The organism is Arthrobacter sp. TMS2-4 (genome assembly GCF_054511075.1).
Map to the genome: position 1 here is coordinate 144,844 of NZ_JBTNDI010000004.1, position 24,087 is coordinate 168,930.

Sequence of the window (24,087 nt, forward strand, 5' to 3'; positions counted from 1 at the left end):
CTCTGCGGAGATTCTTCACTGAATTCTACCTCTAGTAGAAGAGCCTACAGGAGGAGTCACTTGAGGAAGTAGATGATGATGAACAGGCCGATCCAGACGACGTCGACGAAGTGCCAGTAGTAGGACGTGACGATCGCCGAGGTGGCTTCGAAGTGCCCGAACTGCCGGGCGATGAAGGCACGTCCGATGATCAGCAGGAAGGCCACGAGGCCGCCGATGACGTGGAGCCCGTGGAAGCCCGTCGTGATGTAGAAGGCCGACCCGAAGGCGTTGGAGTTCAGTGCGATGCCCTCGGCGACGAGCTCCGCGTACTCGTAGGCCTGGACGGAGACGAAGATCGCGCCCATGACGAACGTCAGCAGGAACCACTCGACCATGCCCCAGCGGGCGAGCTGGAAGAGGCCGCCGGTCCTGCGGGGCTGGAGCCGCTCGGCGGCGAACACGCCGAACTGGCAGCTGAACGAGCTCGACACGAGGATCACGGTGTTCACGAGCGCGAAGGGGACGTTCAGCTTCTCGGTCTCCATGGCCCACAGCTCGCCTGAGGTGGAGCGCAGGGTGAAGTACATGGCAAAGAGGCCGGCGAAGAACATCAACTCGCTGGACAGCCACACCACGGTTCCGACGGAGACCATGTTGGGGCGGTTCAGGGCGGGATGCGGGGCGGCGCTGGGGGCTTGGGTCGCAGATGTCACAGACTCATTATGTCCCCAAGATCAGCGCGATCACCAACGGGAAGCGCCGCCGCACAGGCCGCGCCGCACCGGGGGCAGTGGTGACGCCCGTGTTTCCGCGGAAGTTCCCGGAGATGACTTTCTACAATTCGTAGATAATCTGGGACGGTGAGTCCCACAACAAGCCCCGCCGCGGCGCGACCCGCCTGGCCGTCGATCTTCTCATCCCTCCTCGCGGGCACCGATCTGAGCGTGCACCAGAGCCGTTGGGCGATGGACACGATCATGGCGGGTGAGGCGAGCCATGCCCAGATCGCCGGTTTCCTGGTCGCGCTGCGTGCCAAGGGGGAGTCCGTCGACGAGCTCACCGGACTCGTCGAGGCGATGCTCGGCAGGGCGCACCGGATCGAGGTGGACGGACCAACGCTGGACATCGTCGGGACGGGTGGGGACGGGCTGGGCACCCTGAACATCTCGACCATGTCCTCGCTGGTCGCCGTGGGCGCGGGCGCGAAAGTCGTCAAGCACGGGAACCGGGGAGCCTCGTCCGCGTCCGGCGCCGCGGACGTGATCGAGGAGCTCGGTGTCCGGCTCGATCTGGTGCCTGCGGATGTCGCCAGGACCGCGGAACGGGCAGGCATCACCTTCTGCTTCGCACAGGTCTTCCACCCGTCCATGAAGCATGTCGCGGTGCCCCGGCGCGAACTGGGCATCCCCACGGCCTTCAACTTCCTCGGTCCGCTGAGCAACCCGGCCGGAGTCAGCGCGCAGGCGCTCGGTTGTGCGGATGCGCGGATGGCTCCCCTGATGGCCGGGGTCCTCGCGGTGCGGGGCATCCGTGCCCTGGTGTTCCGGGGCGACGACGGCAGGGACAAGCTGACCACCAGCGGGTCCTCCACCGTGTGGGAGGTCCGTGACGGGCAGGTCGAGGTCCACCAGGTGCACCCGGAGGACTTCGGGCTCGACGTCGTCCCCGTCGACGCGCTGCGCGGCACGGACGCCGCGGGGAACGCCGCGGTGGTGCGGTCGGTGCTGGGCGGCGGGACCGGGCCCGTCCGGGACGCCGTCGTGCTCAACGCCGCGGCCGGTCTCGTGGCTCTGGCACCGACCGCGGACGGGACGCTCGGAGACCGCATCACAGCCGCGATGCAGCGTGCGCGGGCATCGATCGATTCCGGGGCCGCTGCCGGCGTGCTGGAGCGGTGGGTCGAGGTCAGCCGCTCCTACTGAGCGTCCTGCCGGGCGTTGCGGGGGCCCTCAGCTCTCGAAGCCCAGCGAGAAGGCCGCATCGAGGTCGTGCTGGGAGTAGGAACGGAAGGCGATCTGCGTCGTCGTCGAACGGATGCCTTCGATCTTCGACAAGCGGTCGGCGATGACGTCCGCGAGGTCCTCGTGGCGGCTCACACGTGCGATGGCGATGAGGTCCCACTCGCCTGTCACCGAGTACACCTCGCTGATGCCGGCAATCTCGGAGATCGCCTGCGCGCTCTCGGGGATGCGGGAGGCGTCGGTCTGGATGAGGACGAATGCGGTGATCATGGCGTGCCTTTCGGAACAGGAAGAGGAACCGGACCTACGGTACCGGCCGCCGCCGCAGGACCACGCGAACGACGACGCGCGGGAGCACCAGGAACGCGCCGAGGACGATCAGCGTGACGACCTGGAAGCTGAGCGCGATCCCGGCGCCGGACATCGCCCGCACCAGCAGGCCGCCGACCACGGTTCCCACCCACAGGACCACCCCGGTGGGCCAGGGGGCACCCGGCGAACGCCAGGCGCGCGCGGCCAGGGTCGCGGCGGCGTAGGCGAGGAGGAAGGGCCACGCTGTGTCGAGCACGCCCGCGACGGTGACCCCGTGCTCGTGCGTGCGGCGGCCCGACACGGCGAACGCGAGGATCACGACGATGTCGGCGAGGGCCCACGCAGCCGCGACCGGCGCCGTCCGTTCCGGCCGGGCGGCGGGGCCGGCACGACGGAGGGAGACGCTACGGGGCATGGGGCCAGCGTAGTCGGCCCGGCGTCTACCAGCCGCACACCGGTGAGTAGGCCGACATCGCGCCCTGGGTGCAGATATGGGTGGTGAGCGGCGGATCGTAGGACATGTGCCCGTAGCTCCTGAGCAGCGGGGGAGGCGCGCTCCGGTGACCAGCAGTGGTCCCTGCCTCCTCTTGATGCCGTGGGAGTGCGACGCCCCGCCTTCCCTACGGCAGCCGGGAGGGCCTGAGCACCGACGCCACCTGCGCCCGCGCCGGGTCCAGGGGCACCGGGCTCACCAGGACGGCGGGCCCCCGATGCAGGGATCCGCTGTCCAGGGGCAGGCACCGTACGCCGCCCCGGCCCCGCATGGCCCGGTGGGCGCCCGGGGCCAGGACCCGGTCCATCCAGGCGCAGGGGTGGGCGTGCCGTCCGCCCCGGAGTGTGACGGTCCCGCCGGCACTCTCGAGGACGAAATCGTGGCCGATGAGCGGCGTCAGTTCGGCGCCCCGAAGGACCACGTTGCGGCGCGGAAGCAGCGGATCGAAGGGGGACGCCCCGAGCTCCGCCGCGATGGCCTCGAGCGATTCGATGGCGAACAGGGTCACGGCGGCATCCATGTGGGCCGCCTTCCCGAAGAACCGGTCGCCGACGATACCCTTGCCGGCCACGACCTCCACCCGGTCCGCGTCGATGGTGGGGACATCGACTGCTCCGTCGCGGGCTCGCCCGAAGTAGGCGTGGCCGGGGGAGACGAGCAGGTGCAGGATGTCGACGTCGTACCGGAACTCGTGTGTCATGACCCCCACGCTAGCCGCCGGCGGTCGACCCTCGCGGCGCCGTCGGGCCTCCTCAGGTACCTGCCGTCCGCGGCTCCCGCTCGCCGTGCACCGCCCAGTAGCCCAGTGACCGGGCCTTGTAGATGGCGGGGTTGTGCGAGGAGATGGTCCGCGCATTGCGCCAGTGCCGGTCGAGGGCACGGCCCGTCGAGGTCGCCGACGCCCCGCCGACCTCGAACAGTTCGGTGGCCGCCCTCAGGGACTGGGCGACGGCCACCACCTGCGCCCCGCTGACCGCGATGTCGGCCTCGTCCACCGCGGCGGTCGCGAGCCGTCCGGGGAACCCGTCGTCCGGGGGCCCACCAGCAGCGGGCACCCCACTCCGGAGCCGCTCGTAGGCGGCGTCCAGGAGATCGGCGGCCGCGAGGACGACGGCGTCGGCCGCGAAGGCGCTGCTGCCCAGTTCGCCGACCACCTGCAGCACCTGCGGGCCCTCCCGCGGCAGCGGTGTGGTCGCGTTGACGTAGGAGCGCGTCCGTGGCCGGACGAAGTCCGCAGCGTCCTCGGCCGCGGCCCGGGCGATCCCGGCGAGCGACGCGACGAGCACGAGCTGGAAGAACGCCGGCACATGGCTCGGCGTCTCCCCCGAGTAGTGGCGTACGTTCCGCGGGTCGACGCGCACCTCCGTGAAGTGGGTCGTGCCACTGCCGGTGAGTCGCTGACCGAAGCCGTCCCAGTCGTCGACCCGCTCCACGCCGGCGGCCGTGGCCCGGACCGCCTACCCGACGCGCTCGCCGTCGTGGACGGCGCTGCCGGCGATCCAGTCGGCGTGAAGGCTGCCGGTGCTGTAGTACTTGGTGCCCGTCAGCGTCGGTGCCCCGTCGGGCAGGTTGGGGGAGGTCAGCGTGGTGTGGAGGTCCCGCAGCGACGTGCCGGTGAGCTCGCTCGAGGCGTTTCCGATCATGGTCCCCGTCGCGATGTCGAACAGCCATCGGTCGCGGTGCACTGACGGCGGTTGGAGCAGGATGCCCTCGATGTAGGCGAAGTGGCCGCGCCACAGCTGCGTGAGGTTCGAGTCCGCAGCCGCCAGATCGGTGAGGATCGTGAAGAGCTGCCGCAGCGACACCCCCGATCCGCCGTATTGCCTGGGTACGCGCAGAGCGCCGAATCCGGCCTCCTTCAACGCAGCGACCTCCTCGAAGGGCAAGCTGCGGGTCTGCTCGCGGCGGGCCGCTCCGGCCGCGATGATGGCGAAGAGGGGACGGAACCGCTCCCTGAGGGCTGCCGTCGTCGGCGAGGCGTCGTGCTGTTCCGGCCCGCTCGCCCCGGGCCGGAGGATGGGTTCGGTGCGCACGGTGGGCTCGGTGGACATGGAGACTCCCTAGGCGTAGGTCGGAGCGGCGGACGGGGTGGAGGACGGGACAGTCCCTGCGGCGCCGGGTGCGACGGCGGCCGCCCGGGATGCGTCGAGCGGCGCGGCGTCGCTGCCCAGGTTGGCGCCGTTGCGATAGCGGGCCCCGGGGTGCTGGTCGAAGAGCCGTGTGGCGCCCGGCCCGAACAGGCGCTCGCGGAGGGTCGATTCCTCGTACGACCTGCGGTACAGCCCGCGTTTCTGCAGTTCGGGGACCACGAGTTCGACGAAGTCCTCCGCGGTGCCCGGCGTGAGGAACTGTCGCAGGTTGAAGCCGTCGAGGTCCGTGCCCTCGACCCACCGCTCGATCTCGTCAGCGACGTCCGTGGGGGTTCCGATGGCCACGAAAGGCCCACGGTCGAAGCGTGTGATCCGCTCGAGGGCCTCGCCGACGGTCGTCCCCGCCGGGTGCCTCCGGTTGCTGGGCTGCCTGTCCCGCCCGGGCCGGTCCTCACGCGCGAGGATGTCGTCGATGACCTCGTCGGAGCGGTAGGCCGCCAGGTCGATTCCGCCGCCACCCGCGTGGGCGAGGTAGCCTTCCGCGCTGGAGAGGCGGCGGTAGTCCTCTGCCTTCCGCTGGGCCTCCTTCAACGTCCGACCGACGATCACGACGGCGCTCGCGAATGTCTTGATGTGGTGGGGGCCGCGTCCGTTGGCCACGGCGAGTCGGCGCAGGTCCGCCACGTTATCGCGGTAGGCGGCGGCGTCACGGCCGCCCACGAAGACGCCCTCGGCGTGGCGGGCCGCGAAGGCCTTGCCGGCGACGGAGCTGCCGGCCTGGAAGAGCACCGGGGTGCGCTGGCGGGAGGGTGCGCTCAGGTGCGGGCCGGCCACGGAGAAATGTGGGCCGCGGTGGTTGATGTAGCGGACCTTCGACGGGTCGGTGTAGACGCGCCGCTCGCGGTCCTCGATCACGGCGTCGTCGTCCCAGGAGCCCTCCCACAGCTTGTACAGGACATCCAGGTACTCGTCCGCGATGGCGTAACGGTGGTCGTGCTCCACCTCGTCGGCCAGTCCGAAGTTCCGGGCGGCGTTGGGGAGGTAGGAGGTGACGATGTTCCAGCCGAACCGCCCCTTGGTCAGGTGGTCGAGCGTGGACGCGCGCCGCGCGAAAGCGAACGGGGGCTCGTACGTCGTGGAGAACGTCGCGGCGAAGCCCAGATGCTTCGTCGCGGCGGCCATCGCCGGAATGATCAGCAGGGGGTCGTTGCTGGGGATCTGCACGGCCTCGCGCAACGCCGTCTCCGGGCCGCCGCGGTAGCCGTCGTAGGTGCCGATCACATCCGCGAGGAAGACGCTGTCGAAGAGCCCGGCCTCGAGGAGTTTCGCAGTCTCCACCCAGAAGTCGAGGTCGTTGAAACGGTGGCGGTTGTTCTCCGGGTGGACCCAGAGGCCGTGGGAGATGTGCCCCACGCAGTTCATCTCGAAGAGGTTGAAGGCGATCTGGCGTGTCATGAGCGGGGAGTGTCCTTCCGGGCGACGGTGAGTTCGGGGATGGCGTTGATGAGCTGGCGCGTGTACTCGTGCCCTGGTGCGTCGAAGACCTCGGAGACGGGGCCCTGTTCGAGGACCACGCCGTCCTTCATGACCAGCACGTCGCGGCTGACGTGCTGGATGACGCCGAGGTCGTGGGAGATGAAGAGGTAGCTGAGCCCGAAGCGTTCCTGCAGGTCCATCAGGAGATCGAGGATGCGGGCCTGCACCGAGATGTCGAGTGCGGAGACCGGCTCGTCGCAGATGACGACCTCCGGTTCGGCTGCGAGGGCGCGGGCGATGGCCACCCGCTGCCGCTGGCCGCCGGACAGGTCGAGCGGGCGGGCGCGGGCCCTGTCGGACGACAGCCCGACGAGGTCGAGTAGTTCGAGGACGCGTCCGGCCCGTGCAGTCCGGGGGGTCCCGGCCGCGGCGGCGGCCTGTCCGATCACCTGCCGTACGGTCTTCCGGGGGTCGAAGGACTGCAGGGGGTCCTGATAGATCATCTGTACGGCGCGGCGGGCCGCGAGGTCACGGGACGCCCGGTGCTCGGCCCAGGTGCGCCCACCGACGTGGACGGTGCCCGCATCGGGAGGCTCGACGCCGAGGGCGATGCGCGCCACGGTGCTCTTGCCGCTCCCGGATTCCCCGACGATCCCGAGGGTGGCGCCCCGGCGCAGCGTGAAGGACACGCCGTCGACCGCCGCCCGGCGGCTGCCGCCGGGTCCGGCGAACGACTTGGTGAGCCCCTCGACGACGAGGGAGTCAGGACTCGGCGTGAGGACCCCACTGGCGGACGGGGCGCGCCGTCCGCCGTCGAGCGCCCGACGCTCCTGTCCTGGTGCCCGGTCGCTGACCGTCAGGCGTCGTCCGCGTGAGAAGCGCGAGGGGATCGCCGCCAGCAGTCCCTGTGTGTAGGGGTGCCGGGGGTCCTGAAGGACGGCCTGAACGCTGCCTTCCTCCACGATCGCGCCGTCGCGCATGACCGCCACGCGGTCGGCGAGGTCCGCAACGACGGCGAGGTCGTGGCTGACCACGAGCATCGCGGTGTTGCCGCCCTTGAGGTCGTCGAGCAGGCGGAGGACCTGCGCCGCAATGGTGGCATCCAGCGCCGTCGTCGGTTCGTCGGCGATGAGGAAGCGCGGGTCCGCGGCGATCGCCGAGGCGATCAGGGCGCGCTGGCGGAGTCCGCCCGAGAGCTGATGCGGGTACTGACCGGCGCGGAGTTCCGGATCGGGGACGCCCACCGCGGTGAGGAGTTCGACGACACGCGCCCGGCGGGCACCGCGGTCGAGATCGCCGTGCAGGCGCAGGACCTCTCCCACCTCGTCGCCGACCGTGCGCAGCGAGTCGAGCGAGGACAGGGCGTCCTGCAGGATGAAGCCGGCTTCCTGGCCCCGCACGCGGGTCCACTGACGCTCGCCCCAGGCGGAGGCGTCCCGGCCGTCGAAGCGTTGCGCGCGGGAGCGGACCTCGGCGCCTGGACCGGTGAGGCCCACGAGGGTCCGGGCGGTGACGGACTTCCCGGAGCCGGATTCGCCCACGAGCGCGAGGCATTCGCCCGGCCGGACGGACAGGGTGAGGTCGTGGATGACCTCCCGGCGGTGGACGCCGCGACCGAAGGCCACGGAGAGTCCGTCGAGTTCGACGACAGGCGTGTCGGCCACGACGGAGGGGGACCCGGCAGGGGTAGGGGCGGTGGAGCTCATGGGAGCCTCCCTTCGGCGCGGCGTCGGAGCTCGCGCCCGATCACGGTGATGGACAGGACGGTGGCGACGAGGAACCCCGCGGGGATGGTGATCATCCAGGGCGCGTTGGAGACGAAGTTCCGGCCCGCCGAGAGCATCGCCCCCCATTCGGGCGCGGGGGGAGGGGTGCCCAGTCCGAGGAAGCTCAGGGACGCCCCGGCCCCGATCGCGGAGCCGATGCCGATCGTGGCGAGGACGAGGACGGGCCGGAGGACATTCGGCACGACGTGTGTGGCGAGGATCCGCCACGCCGGCAGTCCGAGGGTGCGGGCGGCCTCGACGAAGCCCGACTGGCGGACGAGGTGCGTCTGGGCCCTCGTGATCCGTGCGTAGTAGGCGACGCTGCCGGCGCCGATGGCGAGGATCGCGTTCTCCGTTCCACCGCCGATGATGCCGATCACCACGAGGGCGAGGAGGATCTCCGGGATGGCGAGGGTGACGTCGAGGAGCCGCATCACCGACGCCTCGACCAGCCGTCCGTTGAGTCCCGCGAGGAGGCCGATCACGGTTCCGCCGATCACGCCGATCGCGGTGGCGCCGACGCCGATGTACAGCGACGTCGCAGCGCCGTGGACGATCCGCGTGTAGTTGTCGGCCCCCGAGTCGTCCGTACCGAACCAGGCCGAGGGGCCCGGTGCCGCGAAACTCCTGGCCGGGTCCACCGCGTACGGGTCGGCCGGGGCGAGCAGTCCCGGGGCCACGACCGCCGCCGCCAGCCAGAGAAGGAACACGGAGGCCAGCAGGATGGCCGGACGCACCCGCCGGCGGCGGTGCAGCCGCTGCGGGAGCCCGGCAGGGGCTGCCGGTTGGTCCGGGAGCCCTGCCGTCGGGGCGACGGCGGGGGGAAGGACGGGCGAGGTGGTGCTCATGCGGTCACCACTTTCGGGTCGACGAGCGTGTACAGGAGGTCGAGGACGAGGTTCACGACCACATAGACGGCCGCCGAGAGGAGCACGACCCCGATGATGACGGGCAGGTCCTTGTTGTAGACCGACGCCAGCGTGAGGGAACCGATGCCCTGCCGGCTGAAGAGGGTCTCGACGACCACCGAACCACCGAGCAGGGCGGCGACGACGAACCCGGACATGGTCATCACGGGAATGGCCGCGTGCCGCAGGGCATGGCGGATCCTCACCGGCAGGTCGCGCATGCCGCGGGAACGAGCCGTCAGGATGAACGGCTGCTCGAGGACGTCCTCGAGCTCGTTCCGCAGGACCTGGGAGAGCGTCCCGAAGATCGCGAGGGCGAGGGTGAGGGCGGGAAGGACCAGGGCGGCGGGCCCCTGGTTCCCGCCGATGGGGAACCAGTGCAGCGTGAACGAGAAGGTGATGAGCAGCGCGAAGCCGATGATGAAGGTCGGCGTCGCGGCGAGGACCACTTCGATGCCGGAGACGATCGACCGGATCCAGGCGGCACGCTGCGCCGACAGGATCGCGACCGCGAACGTCAGTGGCAGGGCGACGGCGACGGCGGCGGTCGCGAGCGCCGCCGTCGCGCCGATCTGCTGCCCCATGGCTTCCGTGACGGGCAGGCGCAGCCGGTAGGACTGTCCGAGGTCGCCCTGGAGGAGGTTCCCGAGGTAGCTGCCGTACTGGACGACGAAGGGCTGGTCCAGGAGGTAGTCGGCACGGACCTGCGCGAGCGTCTCGGCGGTGGGCCGCGCGTCGGGTCCGCCGAGGATCAGCAGGGCCGTGTCGCCCGGGATCAGGTGGACCGCGACGAACGTCAGGGTCGCGGCCCCCCAGAGGACACCGACCCCCACGGCGAGCCGCATGAGGATACGCCGGAGCACGGCCATCTACTCGGCCTTCCAGGCATAGGTGAGGACGGGCACCGGGTGGGAGGTGTCCACGGCGACGTCGTGCAGGGTGTTCGTGTAGGCGAACTGGCTAGGGTTCTCGTAGAGCGGCACGCCGGGCACGAGCTCGATCAGGCGGTGCTGTGCCTTCGAGTACGCCTCCTCGGCGGCGGGCCCGTCATCCGCCTCGCGGGCCGCGGAGAGCAGCGCGTCGAGCTCCGGGTCGTCCACGTACGACGAGTTCTGGCCGATCCGCTCGCCCGTGATCTCGGAGGAGTGGTAGCGGATGAACAGGACATCGGTGGTGTTGGTGTGCCACACCCCGGCCAGGGCGTCGTAGTCGCCGGCATAGCGCAGCTCCGTGAGCTGGGCCTGGGGGAGCTGGATGATCCGGAGGTCGAAGCCGACCTTGCGGGCCTCACCCTGCAATTGCACGAGTAGCGGGCTCGGCGTCGAGCTCTCCACGGTGGGCACCTCGACCGTGAGGCGCTTCCCGTCCTTCGTGCGGAAGCCCTCGTCGTCGCGGCCGGTCCAGCCGGCGTCGTCGAGGAGCCGGTCGGCCCGCTCGGGGTCGTACGTCAGGAGGCCTTCGACCGACGGGTCGTAGTACTTGCTCTCCTTCGACAGGAATCCGTCGATCGGCGTGTAGGTGCCGAACCCGAGGCTTTCCACCACGGCCTGCGTGTTCACCGCGGCGGCGAACGCCTGCCGGACCGCGAGGTCGTCGAACGGCGCGCGATCGAGGTTGAAGCCGAGCACGTAAGGGCTGCCGGTCCGGGGCAGGTTCTGGTACGTGAAGTCCGGGTCCGCCTGCACTGCCGCGGCATTCTGGGGTGCGAGGTTCTCCGTCAGGTCGTACTGCCCGGAGAGGAGCGACTGGTGGCGGATGACGGGCTCGCCGACGAGGGTGACCTCGACGCCGTCGAGGTGCGCCTCGCCGTCCCCTTCCAGCCATTCCGGCGCCCAGTCGTAGCCCTCCCGCCTGGTGTAGCTGATGCTCTGCCCCGGCTTGTAGTCGTCGACGACGAAGGGGCCGGTACCGATCGGCTCCTGGCACAGTGTCTCCGGCGACTCCGAGATCGCCCTGCCGGAGGTCATACCGAGCCACGATTGCGCGAGCGTGTAGAGGAACGGTGTGTAGGGGTAGGCGAGGTGCGCCTCGAAGGTGTACTCGTCGATCACAGTGCCGTCCACGTACGGGGCGATGTAGGCGGCGGCGAGGGGTGACTTCGTGGAGGGGTCCCTCATGTGCTCGAAGTTCTGCCCGAGGACCTCCGCGTTCCAGGGTGAGCCATCACTGAACGTGACGCCCTGCCGGAGGTGGAACGTGTACGTCTTGCCGTCCTCCGAAACGTCCCAGGACTCGGCGAGATACGGCGCGATCTCGCCGTTCTCGTCGAGGGTCACCACGTTGTCGTAGATCAGGCGCCCCAGGAACTGCTGCTGGGTCGCAGAGATGCCGTGCCCGTCGAGGCAGCCGGGTTCGGCGGAGATCGACACGTCGAGGATGCCACCGGCCACCGGTTCGCCGTCGGTCTCCGCCGGGGCGCCCACAGCGCCGCCGCAGCCGCTGAGCAGTGTCGCGAGGGCGACGACGGACAATGCTGTGAATCGGCGACCGCGTCGCCGATTCCGGGCAGGGGGGATTACGGATGCGTTCATGGGTATTCCTCAGGAGGATCTGGCCCGATGCAGGGCGAAGTTCATGGAAGCGGGGAATGCGCAGCACGTCGCGTCGGAGCGCGTGCTGTCAGAAAAGGGTGCGGTGTGCGCTACAGCTCACGATGTGGCCTCTCGAAGTGCTCTTGCCCTCGCCGGACCAGCACTGGGTGCCATGGCGAAGGCCGCTTCGTCATCCGAACCACCCACGAACATGGGGTTGGTGCGCGGCCTAGTCGGAGCTTGGCGGCCGTGTCTCTTGAAGCTGGAATCACTATAGGCATGCCGTCGGGTGCTTCGGTCAACAAGAAGTAATGTGACTGCGACGCGGCCGCACCTACGTACGCGCAGACTGACCGACGTCCGTGGAGCCGCGGACACCGGAGCGTGGGGCGCTCGCCGCGCGCAGGGCGTAGAGGATCGTCAGCAGATCGATGCCCTCCTGGCCGAACGCGCCGGCCAGTGGGGGGACGAGTCCCAGGGCGGCGCCCACCATCAGCACGAGACTCAGCCCGATGCCGATCCCGATGCTCTGCAGTGCGATGCGCAGGGTCCGCCTGCCGATGAGCACGGCCTCGGTGACCTTCGCGAGGTCGTCGACCGTGATCACCACCTCTGCCGATTCGCTGGCCGCCGTCGATCCCCTCGCCCCCATGGCGATGCCGACGTCCGCGGCCGCGAGTACCGGGGCGTCGTTGACGCCGTCGCCCACCATGACGACGGGGCGCTCGGGCAGGTTCCGGACGATCTCCACCTTGTCCGCCGGAAGGCAGTCGTGGTGGACCGTGGTCAGTCCCGCTTCCCGTGCGATGTGGCGTGCCGTGGCTTCGACGTCTCCGGTGAGCATGAGGACTTCGCGCACGCCGAGGGCGACGAGCGAACCGACCGTGGCCGGCGCCGCGCTGCGCAGGGCGTCCCGCAGCAGGATGAACCCTGCGAAGCGCTCACCGACCCCCACGAAGACGGCGGTTTCCCCCGCCGACAGGGGAGGGTCCGGGACGGGCCCGACGAGGCCTTCGACGAACCGGCGCTTGCCGACGGCGACGGTGGTCCCGGCGATCTCCGCGCGCACTCCGTCGGTGGCGAGCTCCTGCGCCCTGCTCGCCGGACGGAGTGCCAGGCCGCGATGCACGGCCTCCGCGGTGATGGCTGCAGCGAGGACATGGGTGGAGTACTGCTCCGCGGAGGCGGCCAGGGCGAGTACCTCGTCCTGCGTGAGGGGCCCTGGCGTCGGGGCGAGGACGACCGCGCCCACCACCGGCGTGCCGGAGGTGAGGGTGCCGGTCTTGTCGAAGGCGACAGTCCGGGCCCGTGCGAGCTGTTCCAGCGCCTGGGTGCTCCGGATGATGATGCCGGCGCGGGCGGCCCTGCTGATCCCCCCGAGGAAAGCCACCGGTGCGGCGATCAGCAGGGGGCATGGTGTGGCAGCGACCAGAACCGCGGCGGCCCGCGTCGGATCCGAGCTCAGGAACCAGGACAGGGCGGCGAGGGCGAGCGCGAAGGCGGTGAAGGGCACCGCGAACCGGTCCGCAAGCCGGACCGTCGGTGACCGACTGGCCGATGCCTCGGCGACGAGCGCGACGATCTGGCTGTACTGCGATTGCGCCGGAGTCGCCGTCGCCCGCAGGGTCAGGGCGTTCGCGCCGTTCAGGGATCCACTGAGGATGTGCGCGCCGCACACGTAGTCGACGGGCATGCTCTCACCCGTGAGCATGGACTCGTCGAGGGTCGCGGAGTCCGTTGTCAGCGTCCCATCAGCCGGCACGACCTCCGAGGGCCTCACCAGCACGAGGTCGCCTACGAGGAGGTCATCGATCGGGACATCCTCGATCGCGCCGCCCTCGGCCGTGCGGTCGCCCGCCTGCTCCCGGTCGTCCGCCGTGATCCGGTGAGCGGACCGGGGTGCCCGCTCGAGCAGTGCGCGGAGCTGGGTCTGCGCGCGTGCGGACGCGAACTCGTCCAGCGCCTGCCCGCTGGCGATCATCAGTACGACGACGATGCTCGCGTAGTACTCCCCGGTGGCGGCCGTCGCGACGATGGCCATCAGCGCCAGGAGGTCCACGCCCCAGTGTCCCTTCCGGATGTCCCGGAGCATGCCGTAGGCCTGCACGGTCGCCACGGCCACGGAGTAGGACGTCGCGACGACCTGCGCGGCGGTGCTGATTCCCAGAGCATCGAGGAGGACCGTCACCACGATGACGACGCACGTGAGGACGACCAGCCAGGGGAGTCTCGGGAGCGATGTCCTCGGCTGCGGCCGCGGACTTCCCGACGACGCGTCCCGTTGCTGTCCGGCGTGCGGTGGCCGAGGGAGGTTCTGTGCCTGGCCGGGGCCCGACGTGCTACCGGACGGGGCAGGGACGTCGGCGGACGTATCCGGCATGGCCTACGGTGCTCAGGCAGGGCGCGAGGAGATGGTCAGGTTGTTGTAGACGGCGCGGACGGTCGGGTCGCACCAGCAGGCGAAGCCTGCCCGTGACTTGTCCTCGCGGCACATGGCCACGCCCGACAGCATCACGATGCCTTCGGTCACGGTGATGTCCAGGTCTACGCAGTCGGCAGCGAGGCGGACTGCCTGGCGCAGCAGATTCTCGAGCGAGACGGTATCGTCCGCCGCGCGCCCTCCTTCACCCTCGACGAGACGGGGGTCGACTGACATGGTCATCGTTCCACTGTGCGCCGGACACCCGGTCGACTGCAGGGCCCAAGGTCCTCTTCGGTGCCGTCCCAGCGCGCAATCCGCGGCCTTATGACGTCGCATGGGACTTTCGGCCCTAGTAGTAGCTGGGCCTCTCGCGTGTGATGTTCGTGCAATGCGAGACACCGATCCGAGAGGTTCGCACAGTGACCAACATCAGTTCAATCTGGACCAGGATCGATCCGGGCGTGCAGCAATGGGTTCTCGAGAATCCGGGGTGCGTGGTCCTTCCGCGCACGATGGTCAACCGCGTGGAGGCAACCGTCGGCGAGAGCCTGCACGCCGACGCCCACGGTGAGTACTGGTTCTCGGGGGAGGAACTCGTCTTCCTCAAGGCGCGTCGTCGGGCGCAGGACGTGGGTGCCTTCCATGCCGAGGGGAACGGCCGCCAGCGGCGGGGCGACCACGCAGAAATGCTGGACCGGTGAGGAGGCGTCCGGCCGCATCCGCAGGATCGACTCAGGGTTCGGCGAGGACCGCCCACCGCCGCGGAGCCATGGCAGGGGCACCCGGACTCGGTGCCGAGACCGAGGAGACGATGCGGCGCCGCGCCATGGCGATGCATCCCTCGGCTTCCAACCGGAAGCTGAAAATCCTCGTCAGCGCCGACGCCGAGGCGCACGTAGTGCAGATTCTCGTCCACGGCTGTGTGTCCGCGGTGAATCTGCATGCGCTCGACCTCGTGGTGCGACGGGCAGCCACCCTGTCCCCGGGAACGAACGTCGTCCTCGACCTGAGCGAAGCACAGGCCTGGGATACGGTGCGGGCAGACCTGCACCCTGATTCGATCACGGCGCGTCTCCTGGCTCAGGGCGCTGCGCCGGCGCCCTTCCCCCTAGGGGTCATACCTCCCGCGTCCTAGGGCGCGGGGCGACGGACGGGCGCACCCTGGGCTCAACGGCGAGCGCGGGGTGCGCCGAGGCCGAACCAGTCATACAGATCTCACGTGCACCAGAACCAGCCCGGCGGGCGCCAGTTCGCGGGCACCTCGTGACCACGGCTCCGTCCGCAACGGGCGCAGCAGTACTCCGCCCGCGCATATCGGGTACAGCCGTTGGGAAGGACCGTCTGTTCGGAGAAGGTGGAGTAGACGAGCGCGTCATCCGAACCGCAGGCCATGCAGACCGGGATGTGTCCCCGTGATCGGCCGTCCCCGACGGCGCGTTCACGGAGGGACCGCGCATCCACGACGAGTCCGCCGTCGTCCCCTGCCGGGACAGGGCGAAGGGCGGACGGCTCCTGACCACCAATTCGGATCGTCATGGCCTGCAACGCTAACGGGTGGTCGACAGGCGACGACCACGTATCCGGGTGGGAGTCATCTCATGGAAGAGGTCGCGCAATCCCGGTGCCCACGGCTCCTCGGAGACCTTCCCCCACAGGGTCGTCAGGAGAGCCTGGTCCTCGACTCGGGTGGCCGGCCCGTTGGCCAGGACGGTCCACCCACTCTGGGTACTCCGGTCGGTGAGGTCCACCTGGAAACCTGCATGCTCGAGGTAGCTGCCTGCGATGACACCGTCTGCCCGGGTCCGGAAATACAGGTGCTCGTCCAGCACGAAGAAGTTGACCGGGAAGATGTTCAGGAATCCTTCGTGGAAGAAACCGAGACGGCCGATCGACTGCGTCGATGCCAGGGCCCAGCACTGCGACGGAGTGAGGGCCTCCGAGGCGTGGAGGGCGCCGGGCATGTCCCAGTAACTGTCCTGACGTGGCGGTGTCGACACGGTGTCATCCTTCGTCCGTAGGGGTGGATCGCAGCGTCCTGCCCGGTGGTCCCGGGACGGAGGGCCTCCGTTGACGCTACAAACTCTTCGACACCCGTATCAGGGCCCAAAGGCCCTGATCAGTGCTCCCGGGATCTGTGATGGTGAGACGGTGCCCCACGCTCATCGCGCTCGACACCACGGGTTTTCCCCGCCCGAAGCCATGGGGGAGCGCCCCCTCCCCGGGAGCACGTCCCCGGTCGACGAAGGTCCCCGGCCTGGCAGCCGGTCCCGTCCGGGGCGTACCACCACCATTTCTGATCAGAATCAGCACGGTTAGGATGCATCATGACCACGGTCCTTCCAGAGGCGACTGCAACGACGCCGTCGGTACAGCGCCCCCAACCGATGCTCGTCGCAGTGCGCGACCCCGCGGCCGATCGGACCGCCGTGGAATGGGCTGCCGCACGGGCGGCGGCCTTCGGTGCACCGCTGACCGTGTTGCACGCCATCGCCGACCCGTCCCTCATGCCGCCCGGTCGCGTGTACGGCGACGAAGTCATTGCCGGGCGCGTCATGGTCGGTCGCGAGGCGTCGCGGGTCGCCCATCGTCACCCGGGTCTGCGGGTCAGCACGTACCTCCACTGTGGAGACGTCGTCGAGGCGCTGTTGGGCCTTTCGGTCGCGGCGCCCATGATCGTCGTGGGTGCGGACCGGAGGGACCCGTTGACCGGGGAGTACAAGGGATCGGTGGCGTTGCAGGTGGCGTTGAACTCCGCGACGCCAGTATTGGTCGTGCCGCAGGCATACGCCTATGGGACGGTTTCCAGCCAGGCCGGAGGGGGAGTCGTCGTAGGGGTGGACGGCTCTGACATGTCCCGCGCCGCCCTCCTGCGAGCGGCCGAGGAGGCCCACGCGGCAGGCGTTGCGCTCACGGTGGTGACCGCGCTGGGTTCCTCGCCCCAGCGCATGGCAGTCGGTGCGTCGCCGATGCTCCTCGACGTGCGGACACGCTTCCCGGACCTTCTCGTGACATGGATCGTCGATGACCTGCACACACCGGTCGAGGCCCTCGCGCTCCACGGGGCCGGCTCGGACCTGCTGGTGATCGGCCGGCACGGGAGCGGCACGCGCTCAGCGATGTCCCTCGGCTCGGTCACACACACCCTGCTCCTGGAGCCACCCTGCCCCACGCTCGTCCTCACTCGTCGTGAGCTCGAGCCGTCGGAGAATGTGCCGACACGTGCAGAGGAGCGAATGAACGTCCTGTGACCGTCTCGGGCACGAGTCGCATGAAGCGGTCCTTGCGGCCCATCTCCCACGGATGCAGCGGGAGAGTGACCGTGTCCATGAGTTCACTCGTACGGTTGATGGTCGCTGCCTGTCCGTGGACGATCACGCTCCACACCCGGGCGCCGTCGTCGAGGAAACCGTCCGCCTCGAGAGCGACCGGCGCTTTCTCGGAGAACCGGGACTTCGTCCCCTCCGATGTACGGAAGACGATCGTTCCGTGTTCCACGACGAAATTGACCGGAAAGATGGCGGGGATTCCCTGGACGCAGAGGGCGAGGCGCCCGAACGGAGCATTTCGGAGTAATCTCCAGCATTCGTGCGCCGGAAGGATTTCCGTCGGTGTATTCTCGGCTTCCATAGATCGACACTAGGAAGCGACCAGCGGACCGGATAGGGCACTCGGACCCTTTTCCGGACCGGCGTTCCGGTCTCGTCGTGGAGGACGGATCGTGATTCCCCGGGGGGCGGGACATCACGCCGACAGTACGGAGTGCGGCACGTGGTCACCTATTCTGAAGAACTGCCCAGCGGAGCGCCGCCACAGACGGCAGCGCCGGCCGGGATGGAAGACCTACTCGCGGCTTTCGCCGCCATCGCGGACGACCTAGGGCTCGACACCGTGCTGGAACGCGTCATTTCCGCTGCGTGCCGGCTGGTCGGCGCCCGCTATGGAGCCCTCGGGGTCATCGGGCCGGACCGCACGCTCGGTCACTTCACCACCGTGGGACTGCAGGATGACGAGATTCGGCGTATCGGCCAGTTCCCCACGGGTCACGGGATCCTCGGCCTGCTGATCTCGGTGCCGCACTCGCTCCGCCTTGCCGATCTGCGCGAGCACCCCCTCGCCTACGGCTATCCGGCGGACCACCCGCCCATGAAGTCCTTCCTCGGCGTGCCGATCCGGATCCACGACCGCGTCTTCGGCAACCTGTACCTGACCGACAAGAACGGGGGCGCTGAATTCTCCGTCGACGACGAACGTCTCGTCGTGGCGCTGGCCTCGGCGGCCGGAGTCGCGATCGAGAACTCCCGTCTCTTCGATGAGGCGAACCGGCGGACCCGGTGGCTCGAGGGCGGGCTGAACGCGGTGAGGGAACTGCTCGGTCAGCACGACGAATCCCACCACGATCTGGACATCCTGACCACGCACGCACTGAATGCATCGCAGAGTATCTTCGCGGCTGTCCTCAGAGACTTCGGCGGCAAGCGGGGAGTGGGGTGCGAGGCGGTGGACGGCGTGGAGGTCGAGGGCCTCCTCGGGCAGTCGAGCCTGGACCCGGCGCTGCTCGCCAGGCTCCCGAGCACCCTGCTGCCGATGGTCCTGGACGCCGAGGAGTTCGCCCAGGTGCTACCCGGCGCTCCGGAAGGCATGATCGGGACGGCGCTCTGCACCAGGCTGCCCGGTGACGGCGACCGCCGGTTCCTCGTCGTCGGACGGTCATCTGCCGGGTCGCCGTTCTCCGACGTCGACCACGAGATGATGACCACCTTCGCGTCCCATGTGTCCCTGGCCCTCGAACTGCTGCGTGTCCACCGCCAGCGGGAACAGGAGGCGGTCTTCGGTGACCGTGACCGGATTGCGCGTGACCTGCACGACCTGGTGATCCAGCGGCTCTTCGCCGCGGGATTGAGCATCCAGAGCCTGCGCAAGTACACGCCGGACGGGGAAGCCCTGAACCGGATCTCCGCCGTGACCACGGAACTGGACGAGACCATCCGGGAACTGCGGGACACGATCTACTCGCTACGTACCGTCCCGCAGGTCACCCCGACGTTCACCTCCACGATCTTCTCCCTCGTCGCGGATGCCTTCGACGGCCATGACCTCGCACCTGTCCTTCAGCTCTCAGGCCCGCTCGACGCAGCCCTCGATGACGAGCGCGCCGACCATGTGAGGGCTGTATTGCTCGAGGGGTTGTCGAACGCCCTGCGCCATGCCGACGCGCAGACCATCACGGTGACGCTGAGGGCAATCGGCGAACACCTGGAATTGGGGATCGCCGATGACGGCCGCGGATTCGAGAAGCCCGGCCGCAGCAGCGGCATGGCCAACATGAGGCGCCGCGCCGAATTATGCGGCGGCACGATCTCCATCACGAGCGAACCCGGCAGGGGGACCAAGGTCCACCTCAGGATCCCGCTGGACCCTACGGATCCGGGGGGCCCGGGCGGGAGATGAACACCGCTGCCTGCGTGCGGCGTTGGAACCCCAACTTCGACAGCAGGGACGAGACGTAGTTCTTGACGGTCTTCTCCGCGAGGAACAGTTCGGCGCCGATCTCCCTGTTGGTCAACCCCGTGCCGATGAGTGCCAGGACCTTCTTCTCCTGGGTGGTCAGGCCTGCCAGCCGCGGGTCCTCCACCGGGGCGTCCTGGAGCCCCGCGGTGGTGCGTTCCGTCACGCCGGCCGGGAACAGTGACTCGCCGGCCGCTGCCCGGCGGACCTTCTCGACGAGATCGGATCCGAGGATCTCCTTCAGGATGTACCCCGAAGCACCGGCGAGGACGGCTCCTCGCAGAGCCTGGTCGTCGTCATAGCTCGTGAGGATCACGCATGCGAGGGAGGGGTCGATGGAGCGCACGTCGCGGCAGACCTCGATCCCCGTACCGTCGGGCAATCTGGCGTCGAGGATCGAGATATCGGGGGACAGGGCAGGAATCCTCCGGGTCGCTTCCTCGGCCGATCCGGACTCCCCGATGATGGAAAACCCCTCGCTCTCCAGGAGCTCGCGCAGCCCACGCCGGACCAGCTCATGGTCGTCGAGGAGGAACACCGTGGCCTCTTCCGGATGCACATCGGTCGCGGGGTAGTCCATGTCCAACCTCCGACATCGTCGATACCCCGTCGCTGCCGAACCGGGGGCCTGGTGTTCAGGAACCATCATCTCCCGGTATCGTGCTGCTCGGAAGGGCACAAGGGCCTCAAAGTGCGGGGCCTGCGGCCCTATCCCTCGAGTGTCGCTTCGGGCACAATGTGGTGGCACGGTCACCTGCGTAAGAGGAGCAGCACCCATGACGGACACGACCACCCCGCCCCGCAAACCCCTCGTGATCGTGGTCGGCGTCGACGGGTCGGAGCAGTCGATCGCCGCACTGCAACTCGCGGGCAGTCTCGTCCCGCTCGCCGGGGACACCATCAGGGCGCTGACGGTGTGGCAGTACCCCATAGGTTTCGGCACCTTCGCCCCCATCACCTGGAACCCCGACGAACTGGCCGAGACGGCACTCGACACCGCGTTGTCGGCGGCCTTCGGGAACGAGCCTCCGTGCCCCGTGGAACGTCGGGTCCTGCAGGGACCCACCGCCCAGGTACTCATCGACGAGAGCCGGAAGGCATCGATGGTCGTCGTCGGGTCGCGGGGCCACGGTGGCTTCGCGGGTCTCCTCCTCGGATCGGTGAGTTCCTCGGTCGCCGAGCGTTCCGCCTGCCCGGTGCTCATCGCGCACGGCGCGCTCCAGCCATCCGACGGCGAAGGTGACTCCGCCGCCCGACCCGCTTCCGCTTCGGCATGACCGGCATCGGTGGTACCGCGGGGCTCCGCGAGGGAAAGCCGGTCATGGTCGGCTATGACGGGTCCGACGAATCGAAGAGAGCACTGCTGTGGGCCTCGCGCTACGCCGGCGCCGCCCAGCTGCCGCTCGTCGTCGTCCACGCCTTCATCTGGCCGTACTTCACCGATCACCTGGGACCGGTGGCGGGCGTCGAGGACAGCGGGCTGCGTGCGGAAGCAGAGCGGATTCTGGCCGAGGGACGTGAGCTGGCACGACGTTCCGAGCCGGAGCTCGAGGTACACGACCGGATGGTGACGGGCGCGCCCTCCGGCGTCCTGACGACGCTCTCCGACGAGGCCTCCCTCCTCGTCACGGGGACGCGGGGCCTCGGTGGCTTCTCGGGGTTGCTGATCGGATCGGTGAGCCTCCATCTCGTCTCCACCGCGTCCTGCCCCGTCATGGTCGTCCGTGATGCGCGACCTACGCACGACACCGTCCTGGTCGCCGTCGACGGTTCTCCTGAAAGCGACAGGGCGGTGATGGTGGCGGCCGAACTCGCCGGCACCCTGCACAAGTCACTCCGACTCCTGCACGTGAACGCCCCGCACCGTCGTGGGGCGACCGAGGCCTCGTCCCGGGAGCTGGAACAGGACTCGGTCCTGGACGCGGCCGTGGCACTGCTCGGCAATCATGCGGGCCCGACCGCAACCCCGGACCTTCTGCTCGCTGCCTCCGTCCCCGGCGCCATCGTGGAGGAGGCCAGGAGAGCCGCGTGCGTGGTCCTCGGAGCCAAGGGGCGCAACACGCTCGGCGTCCGGCTCGGATCGACGGTCCATGCGGTACTGCACCACGCGGACGGCAACGTCGTCGTCGTGCGGTAGGTCAGGCCCGCGACGGGATCCGGGTACTCGCGGCCAGGGGTGCCGTCACCTCGGGATTGCGTCGGAACGGCACCTCGAGTGCGGCCCGGAGGAACCAGCGGACCTGCAGCACGGGGGAGGTGACCGTGGGAGCGGGAACGGCACCGACCGTGAGGGTGAAGGGCACCGCCGAGCCCCCGGCCACATTGGCCGGGAGGCGGACCTGGTCGATCACCGTCTCCTCGACGATGACGCTCCCGGGGGGATGCTTCTCGTGGGAACGGTGGCCGGCCCGATACATCACTTCCTCCTGCATGACGATGCTGATGCTCAGGGCACGTGCCCTGGAGTCGCTGACCGTCACGACGCCGGACAGCTGCATCCCGGCATGCACGCTCTGCGTGGACAGTTCCGACACCTGCAGGTCCGTCGCGGCATGGCGCCCGTCGGCCGAAGGGAGTGCGGGTCCGGCGTCGTCCGTGGTCCCGTCCGACTGCACGACCAGCGGATGCGAGCGGACGACGTCCGCGTTGCCGTCGGAGGACACCCGCACCCGCACGGACCAGCCGGACAGCGCGAGCTTCCCGTGCAGCGTGGGGACCGCGTCGGCGGGCACCATCAGCTGGCTGACCTCGAAGCACGACTCACCCTCGCGCAGGGTGACACCGGTGCTGACCACCGTGCTCCCGATGTCCCGTGAGCTGCGTTCAGCGGCGTGATACGTCCCGCCGAACTGGTTTCCCCGCGTCTGCGAGAGTTCCAGCGAGTGCACGAGCGTGAACTGGACCGACGTCACCCGTACGCGGCGGGTCGCATGGATCTCCACACTCACGGGAGTGCTGCGGCCCAGCGCTGCGGTGCCCTCCGTGCCACGCTGCAGGATGGAGAGGTCCATGATCTCGTGGGGGTGAGTGGGTGCCATGGTCGTTGCCCTTTCCGCAGGGATCGTGAGTGGGAGATGTCGCGGTCCGTCAGGAGCCGGGCGGACGGGGCGGGACCGGCGGGAGCTGCTGTCCGCCGGTTCCCCATCCGGCGGTCTCGCGGGGACGGTGCTCTGCGTCCTCCGGTCCCTGGTCCAGGCGGAACGGCGGGTATTCGTCCCGGAGGAGGAACACGTAGGCCGCCACGCGATAGGTCCAGCGGTGGATTCCCATGACCAGGGCGAAGAGCGGTGCCGGGTAGCGCGCCGTGAACAGGAGGGTGAACCCTGCGATGAGCGCCAGCAGGCTCAGCAACGACGGCGCGGTGGTCCTGATGACGTCACCCGAGCCGGGCAGGACGACGACGGTCGTGGACAGGGCGCCGGTCAGAGCCGCGACGACGATCAGGTGCGGGAGGGCAAGCAACCACCACTTCACGAGGACGAGGCCGCGGTTCAGACGCGATGGGTAGGGGACGTCGAAGTCGGTCGGGTAGTCCCGGACGCGAGCGAGGGTGAAGGGCGGATACAGGTCCGTTCCCAGTGCGGTGGCGTAGAACTGGACCCGCCACGTCCAGCGGAAAACCCCCACGGAGAACGCGAACAGGCCTGCCGGGTAGCGCCCGGTGAACAGGATGATGATCCCGGCGGCGACGGTGCTGACGAAACACGCCGTCCAGAGCAGCCAGAGCACCACGAGATGCGGGATGACGAGGAACCACTTCACCAGCCACAGCCAGCGCGAGAGTCGCGGTTGCAGGTAGCCCGTCAGACGAGCCGGGTAGGCCAGGACGTCACGCGTGGGATCGCCGGACGAGGCGCGGTGAGGGTCCTCGGGCAAACCATCACGCCGGTTCGCGCCGGCGGCCAGGGATGGGTCGATCCCTTTTCCGAGCGAGTTCGCCCCGATCAGCATGAGTGGGATGCCGACAAGCGTGAGAAGCCCGGCCACCAGGAGCAGCGTCAGGCCCACGGGCGTGAAGAGGCTCGACCGGAATCCGGCCTGCAGGGCCACCTCGCCGGTCGGACTCCCGTCGGCGTTCATCACCACCACCGCCCAGCTCCCGGAGCGCACATCGACGGAGATCACCTGCGTCCCGGTGCCCGAGGCCGACGCCGCCCAGAACGTCTGCTCGGTGGGCGGGGCCGGCACGGACGAACCCGGGACGTCGCGGTAGACGGCGCGGAAGGGGTCGGTGCGTATGTCGGTCAGTTCGGTGTGCTGCACCGATGAGAGGTAGGCGTCGACGTCGGCCTGCCTGGCCACACCGACGAAGACCGCCTCCGTGCTAGGGATGCTGGTGGCCTTCAGCTGGACCGTCGCGATACCTGCGGGGAGCGCGCCATCTCCGGCATCCAGTCGGATGTCCCGGGGCTGGGTGGTCAGCGCGTAGGAGTCGTAGGCGAAGCGCTCCGTGGACGTGGTCAGGAATTGTCCATCCCGCTGGAAGCCTGCGAGGGCACCGATGAGCAGACCCCCGAAGGCGAGGCCCCCTGCTATCGAGACGAGCAGGGCGCCGAGCAGGACCATGACCAGCGGACCGGCCCGCATGGGTGTGCGGGACGGCGGGGGAGCAGTACTCGATGAAGTCGAACTCATGGCGGG

General features: G+C 69.4%; 26 protein-coding genes and 1 riboswitch. Of the genes, 7 read left to right on the plus strand and 19 right to left on the minus strand.

What is annotated here, in order from left to right:
* Positions 1-56 precede the first annotated feature (56 nt).
* Complete coding sequence (ctaE, locus tag ACX80F_RS07650) at positions 57-695, minus strand: aa3-type cytochrome oxidase subunit III (protein WP_104120427.1); 639 nt, start codon at positions 693-695, stop codon at positions 57-59.
* A gap of 147 nt (positions 696-842) precedes the next feature.
* On the opposite strand from ctaE, the gene trpD reads away from it, so the two are divergent.
* A complete protein-coding gene (trpD, locus tag ACX80F_RS07655) occupies positions 843-1,904 on the plus strand; it encodes an anthranilate phosphoribosyltransferase (protein WP_459335787.1) in 1,062 nt (353 codons plus the stop codon).
* A gap of 27 nt (positions 1,905-1,931) precedes the next feature.
* Here trpD and ACX80F_RS07660 read toward each other — a convergent pair whose 3' ends face one another.
* From ACX80F_RS07660 to ACX80F_RS07715, 12 genes are all read right to left on the minus strand, one after another.
* Positions 1,932-2,213 (minus strand): Lrp/AsnC family transcriptional regulator, encoded by a 282-nt coding sequence (locus ACX80F_RS07660; RefSeq protein WP_394251906.1) that lies wholly within the window; start codon positions 2,211-2,213, stop codon positions 1,932-1,934.
* 34 nt (positions 2,214-2,247) lie between these two features.
* Positions 2,248-2,670 carry a DUF3054 domain-containing protein gene (locus ACX80F_RS07665; RefSeq protein ID WP_459335788.1) on the minus strand — a complete coding sequence of 141 codons (423 nt, stop codon included), beginning with the start codon at positions 2,668-2,670 and terminating at the stop codon, positions 2,248-2,250.
* 205 nt (positions 2,671-2,875) lie between these two features.
* On the minus strand, positions 2,876-3,448 hold the full coding sequence (locus ACX80F_RS07670; RefSeq protein WP_459335789.1) for an MOSC domain-containing protein: 573 nt from the start codon (positions 3,446-3,448) through the stop codon (positions 2,876-2,878).
* Between the two features lie 52 nt (positions 3,449-3,500).
* Positions 3,501-4,181 (minus strand): acyl-CoA dehydrogenase family protein, encoded by a 681-nt coding sequence (locus ACX80F_RS07675; RefSeq protein WP_459335790.1) that lies wholly within the window; start codon positions 4,179-4,181, stop codon positions 3,501-3,503.
* Positions 4,182-4,205: 24 nt separating this feature from the next.
* Positions 4,206-4,799 (minus strand): acyl-CoA dehydrogenase family protein, encoded by a 594-nt coding sequence (locus ACX80F_RS07680; protein ID WP_459335791.1) that lies wholly within the window; start codon positions 4,797-4,799, stop codon positions 4,206-4,208.
* Positions 4,800-4,808: 9 nt separating this feature from the next.
* Positions 4,809-6,293 (minus strand): LLM class flavin-dependent oxidoreductase, encoded by a 1,485-nt coding sequence (locus ACX80F_RS07685; RefSeq protein ID WP_459335792.1) that lies wholly within the window; start codon positions 6,291-6,293, stop codon positions 4,809-4,811.
* On the minus strand, positions 6,290-8,020 hold the full coding sequence (locus ACX80F_RS07690; protein ID WP_459335793.1) for a dipeptide ABC transporter ATP-binding protein: 1,731 nt from the start codon (positions 8,018-8,020) through the stop codon (positions 6,290-6,292). Before ACX80F_RS07690 ends, ACX80F_RS07685 begins: the two co-directional genes overlap by 4 nt.
* A complete protein-coding gene (locus ACX80F_RS07695; RefSeq protein ID WP_459335794.1) occupies positions 8,017-8,928 on the minus strand; it encodes an ABC transporter permease in 912 nt (303 codons plus the stop codon). Before ACX80F_RS07695 ends, ACX80F_RS07690 begins: the two co-directional genes overlap by 4 nt.
* Positions 8,925-9,857 carry an ABC transporter permease gene (locus ACX80F_RS07700; RefSeq protein WP_459335795.1) on the minus strand — a complete coding sequence of 311 codons (933 nt, stop codon included), beginning with the start codon at positions 9,855-9,857 and terminating at the stop codon, positions 8,925-8,927. Before ACX80F_RS07700 ends, ACX80F_RS07695 begins: the two co-directional genes overlap by 4 nt.
* The gene (locus ACX80F_RS07705; protein WP_459335796.1) at positions 9,858-11,519 is read right to left on the minus strand and encodes an ABC transporter substrate-binding protein; all 1,662 of its coding nucleotides are present in this window, start codon (positions 11,517-11,519) and stop codon (positions 9,858-9,860) included.
* Between the two features lie 134 nt (positions 11,520-11,653).
* A riboswitch (SAM riboswitch) is annotated at positions 11,654-11,781 on the minus strand.
* A gap of 72 nt (positions 11,782-11,853) precedes the next feature.
* Positions 11,854-13,899, minus strand: a complete 2,046-nt coding sequence (locus ACX80F_RS07710) for a heavy metal translocating P-type ATPase (RefSeq protein WP_459335797.1) — start codon at positions 13,897-13,899, stop codon at positions 11,854-11,856.
* 12 nt (positions 13,900-13,911) lie between these two features.
* Positions 13,912-14,181, minus strand: a complete 270-nt coding sequence (locus ACX80F_RS07715) for a BON domain-containing protein (protein WP_459335798.1) — start codon at positions 14,179-14,181, stop codon at positions 13,912-13,914.
* Between the two features lie 179 nt (positions 14,182-14,360).
* On the opposite strand from ACX80F_RS07715, the gene ACX80F_RS07720 reads away from it, so the two are divergent.
* Complete coding sequence (locus ACX80F_RS07720; RefSeq protein WP_459335799.1) at positions 14,361-14,642, plus strand: hypothetical protein; 282 nt, start codon at positions 14,361-14,363, stop codon at positions 14,640-14,642.
* Between the two features lie 68 nt (positions 14,643-14,710).
* Positions 14,711-15,076, plus strand: coding sequence for a hypothetical protein (locus tag ACX80F_RS07725; protein WP_459335800.1), 366 nt, complete (start codon positions 14,711-14,713; stop codon positions 15,074-15,076).
* A gap of 80 nt (positions 15,077-15,156) precedes the next feature.
* Here ACX80F_RS07725 and ACX80F_RS07730 read toward each other — a convergent pair whose 3' ends face one another.
* Positions 15,157-15,477 (minus strand): hypothetical protein, encoded by a 321-nt coding sequence (locus tag ACX80F_RS07730; RefSeq protein WP_459335801.1) that lies wholly within the window; start codon positions 15,475-15,477, stop codon positions 15,157-15,159.
* An 11-nt stretch (positions 15,478-15,488) separates the two neighbouring features.
* On the minus strand, positions 15,489-15,938 hold the full coding sequence (locus ACX80F_RS07735; RefSeq protein ID WP_459335802.1) for a pyridoxamine 5'-phosphate oxidase family protein: 450 nt from the start codon (positions 15,936-15,938) through the stop codon (positions 15,489-15,491).
* Positions 15,939-16,265: 327 nt separating this feature from the next.
* Between ACX80F_RS07735 and ACX80F_RS07740 the strand changes: the two genes are divergently transcribed.
* Positions 16,266-17,189: a universal stress protein gene (locus tag ACX80F_RS07740; protein ID WP_459335803.1), complete on the plus strand. Its 924-nt coding sequence runs from the start codon at positions 16,266-16,268 to the stop codon at positions 17,187-17,189.
* Here ACX80F_RS07740 and ACX80F_RS07745 read toward each other — a convergent pair.
* Positions 17,119-17,568 carry a pyridoxamine 5'-phosphate oxidase family protein gene (locus ACX80F_RS07745; protein WP_459335804.1) on the minus strand — a complete coding sequence of 150 codons (450 nt, stop codon included), beginning with the start codon at positions 17,566-17,568 and terminating at the stop codon, positions 17,119-17,121. The two genes, ACX80F_RS07740 and ACX80F_RS07745, sit on opposite strands and share 71 nt — an antisense overlap.
* A gap of 204 nt (positions 17,569-17,772) precedes the next feature.
* Here ACX80F_RS07745 and ACX80F_RS07750 point away from each other — a divergent pair, with 204 nt between their 5' ends.
* Positions 17,773-19,389: a GAF domain-containing sensor histidine kinase gene (locus tag ACX80F_RS07750; RefSeq protein WP_459335805.1), complete on the plus strand. Its 1,617-nt coding sequence runs from the start codon at positions 17,773-17,775 to the stop codon at positions 19,387-19,389.
* Here the strand turns inward: ACX80F_RS07750 and ACX80F_RS07755 are convergent.
* Positions 19,358-20,026, minus strand: a complete 669-nt coding sequence (locus ACX80F_RS07755) for a response regulator (protein ID WP_459335806.1) — start codon at positions 20,024-20,026, stop codon at positions 19,358-19,360. The two genes, ACX80F_RS07750 and ACX80F_RS07755, sit on opposite strands and share 32 nt — an antisense overlap.
* A 196-nt stretch (positions 20,027-20,222) precedes the next feature.
* Between ACX80F_RS07755 and ACX80F_RS07760 the strand changes: the two genes are divergently transcribed.
* Positions 20,223-20,723, plus strand: coding sequence for a universal stress protein (locus ACX80F_RS07760; RefSeq protein ID WP_459335807.1), 501 nt, complete (start codon positions 20,223-20,225; stop codon positions 20,721-20,723).
* A complete protein-coding gene (locus ACX80F_RS07765) occupies positions 20,720-21,583 on the plus strand; it encodes a universal stress protein (protein WP_459335808.1) in 864 nt (287 codons plus the stop codon). The genes ACX80F_RS07760 and ACX80F_RS07765 overlap by 4 nt, the downstream gene beginning before the upstream one ends.
* Position 21,584: 1 nt before the next feature.
* Here ACX80F_RS07765 and ACX80F_RS07770 read toward each other — a convergent pair whose 3' ends face one another.
* Positions 21,585-22,484, minus strand: coding sequence for a hypothetical protein (locus ACX80F_RS07770; RefSeq protein WP_459335809.1), 900 nt, complete (start codon positions 22,482-22,484; stop codon positions 21,585-21,587).
* A gap of 49 nt (positions 22,485-22,533) precedes the next feature.
* Positions 22,534-24,081 (minus strand): DUF4389 domain-containing protein, encoded by a 1,548-nt coding sequence (locus ACX80F_RS07775; RefSeq protein ID WP_459335810.1) that lies wholly within the window; start codon positions 24,079-24,081, stop codon positions 22,534-22,536.
* Positions 24,082-24,087 lie beyond the last annotated feature (6 nt).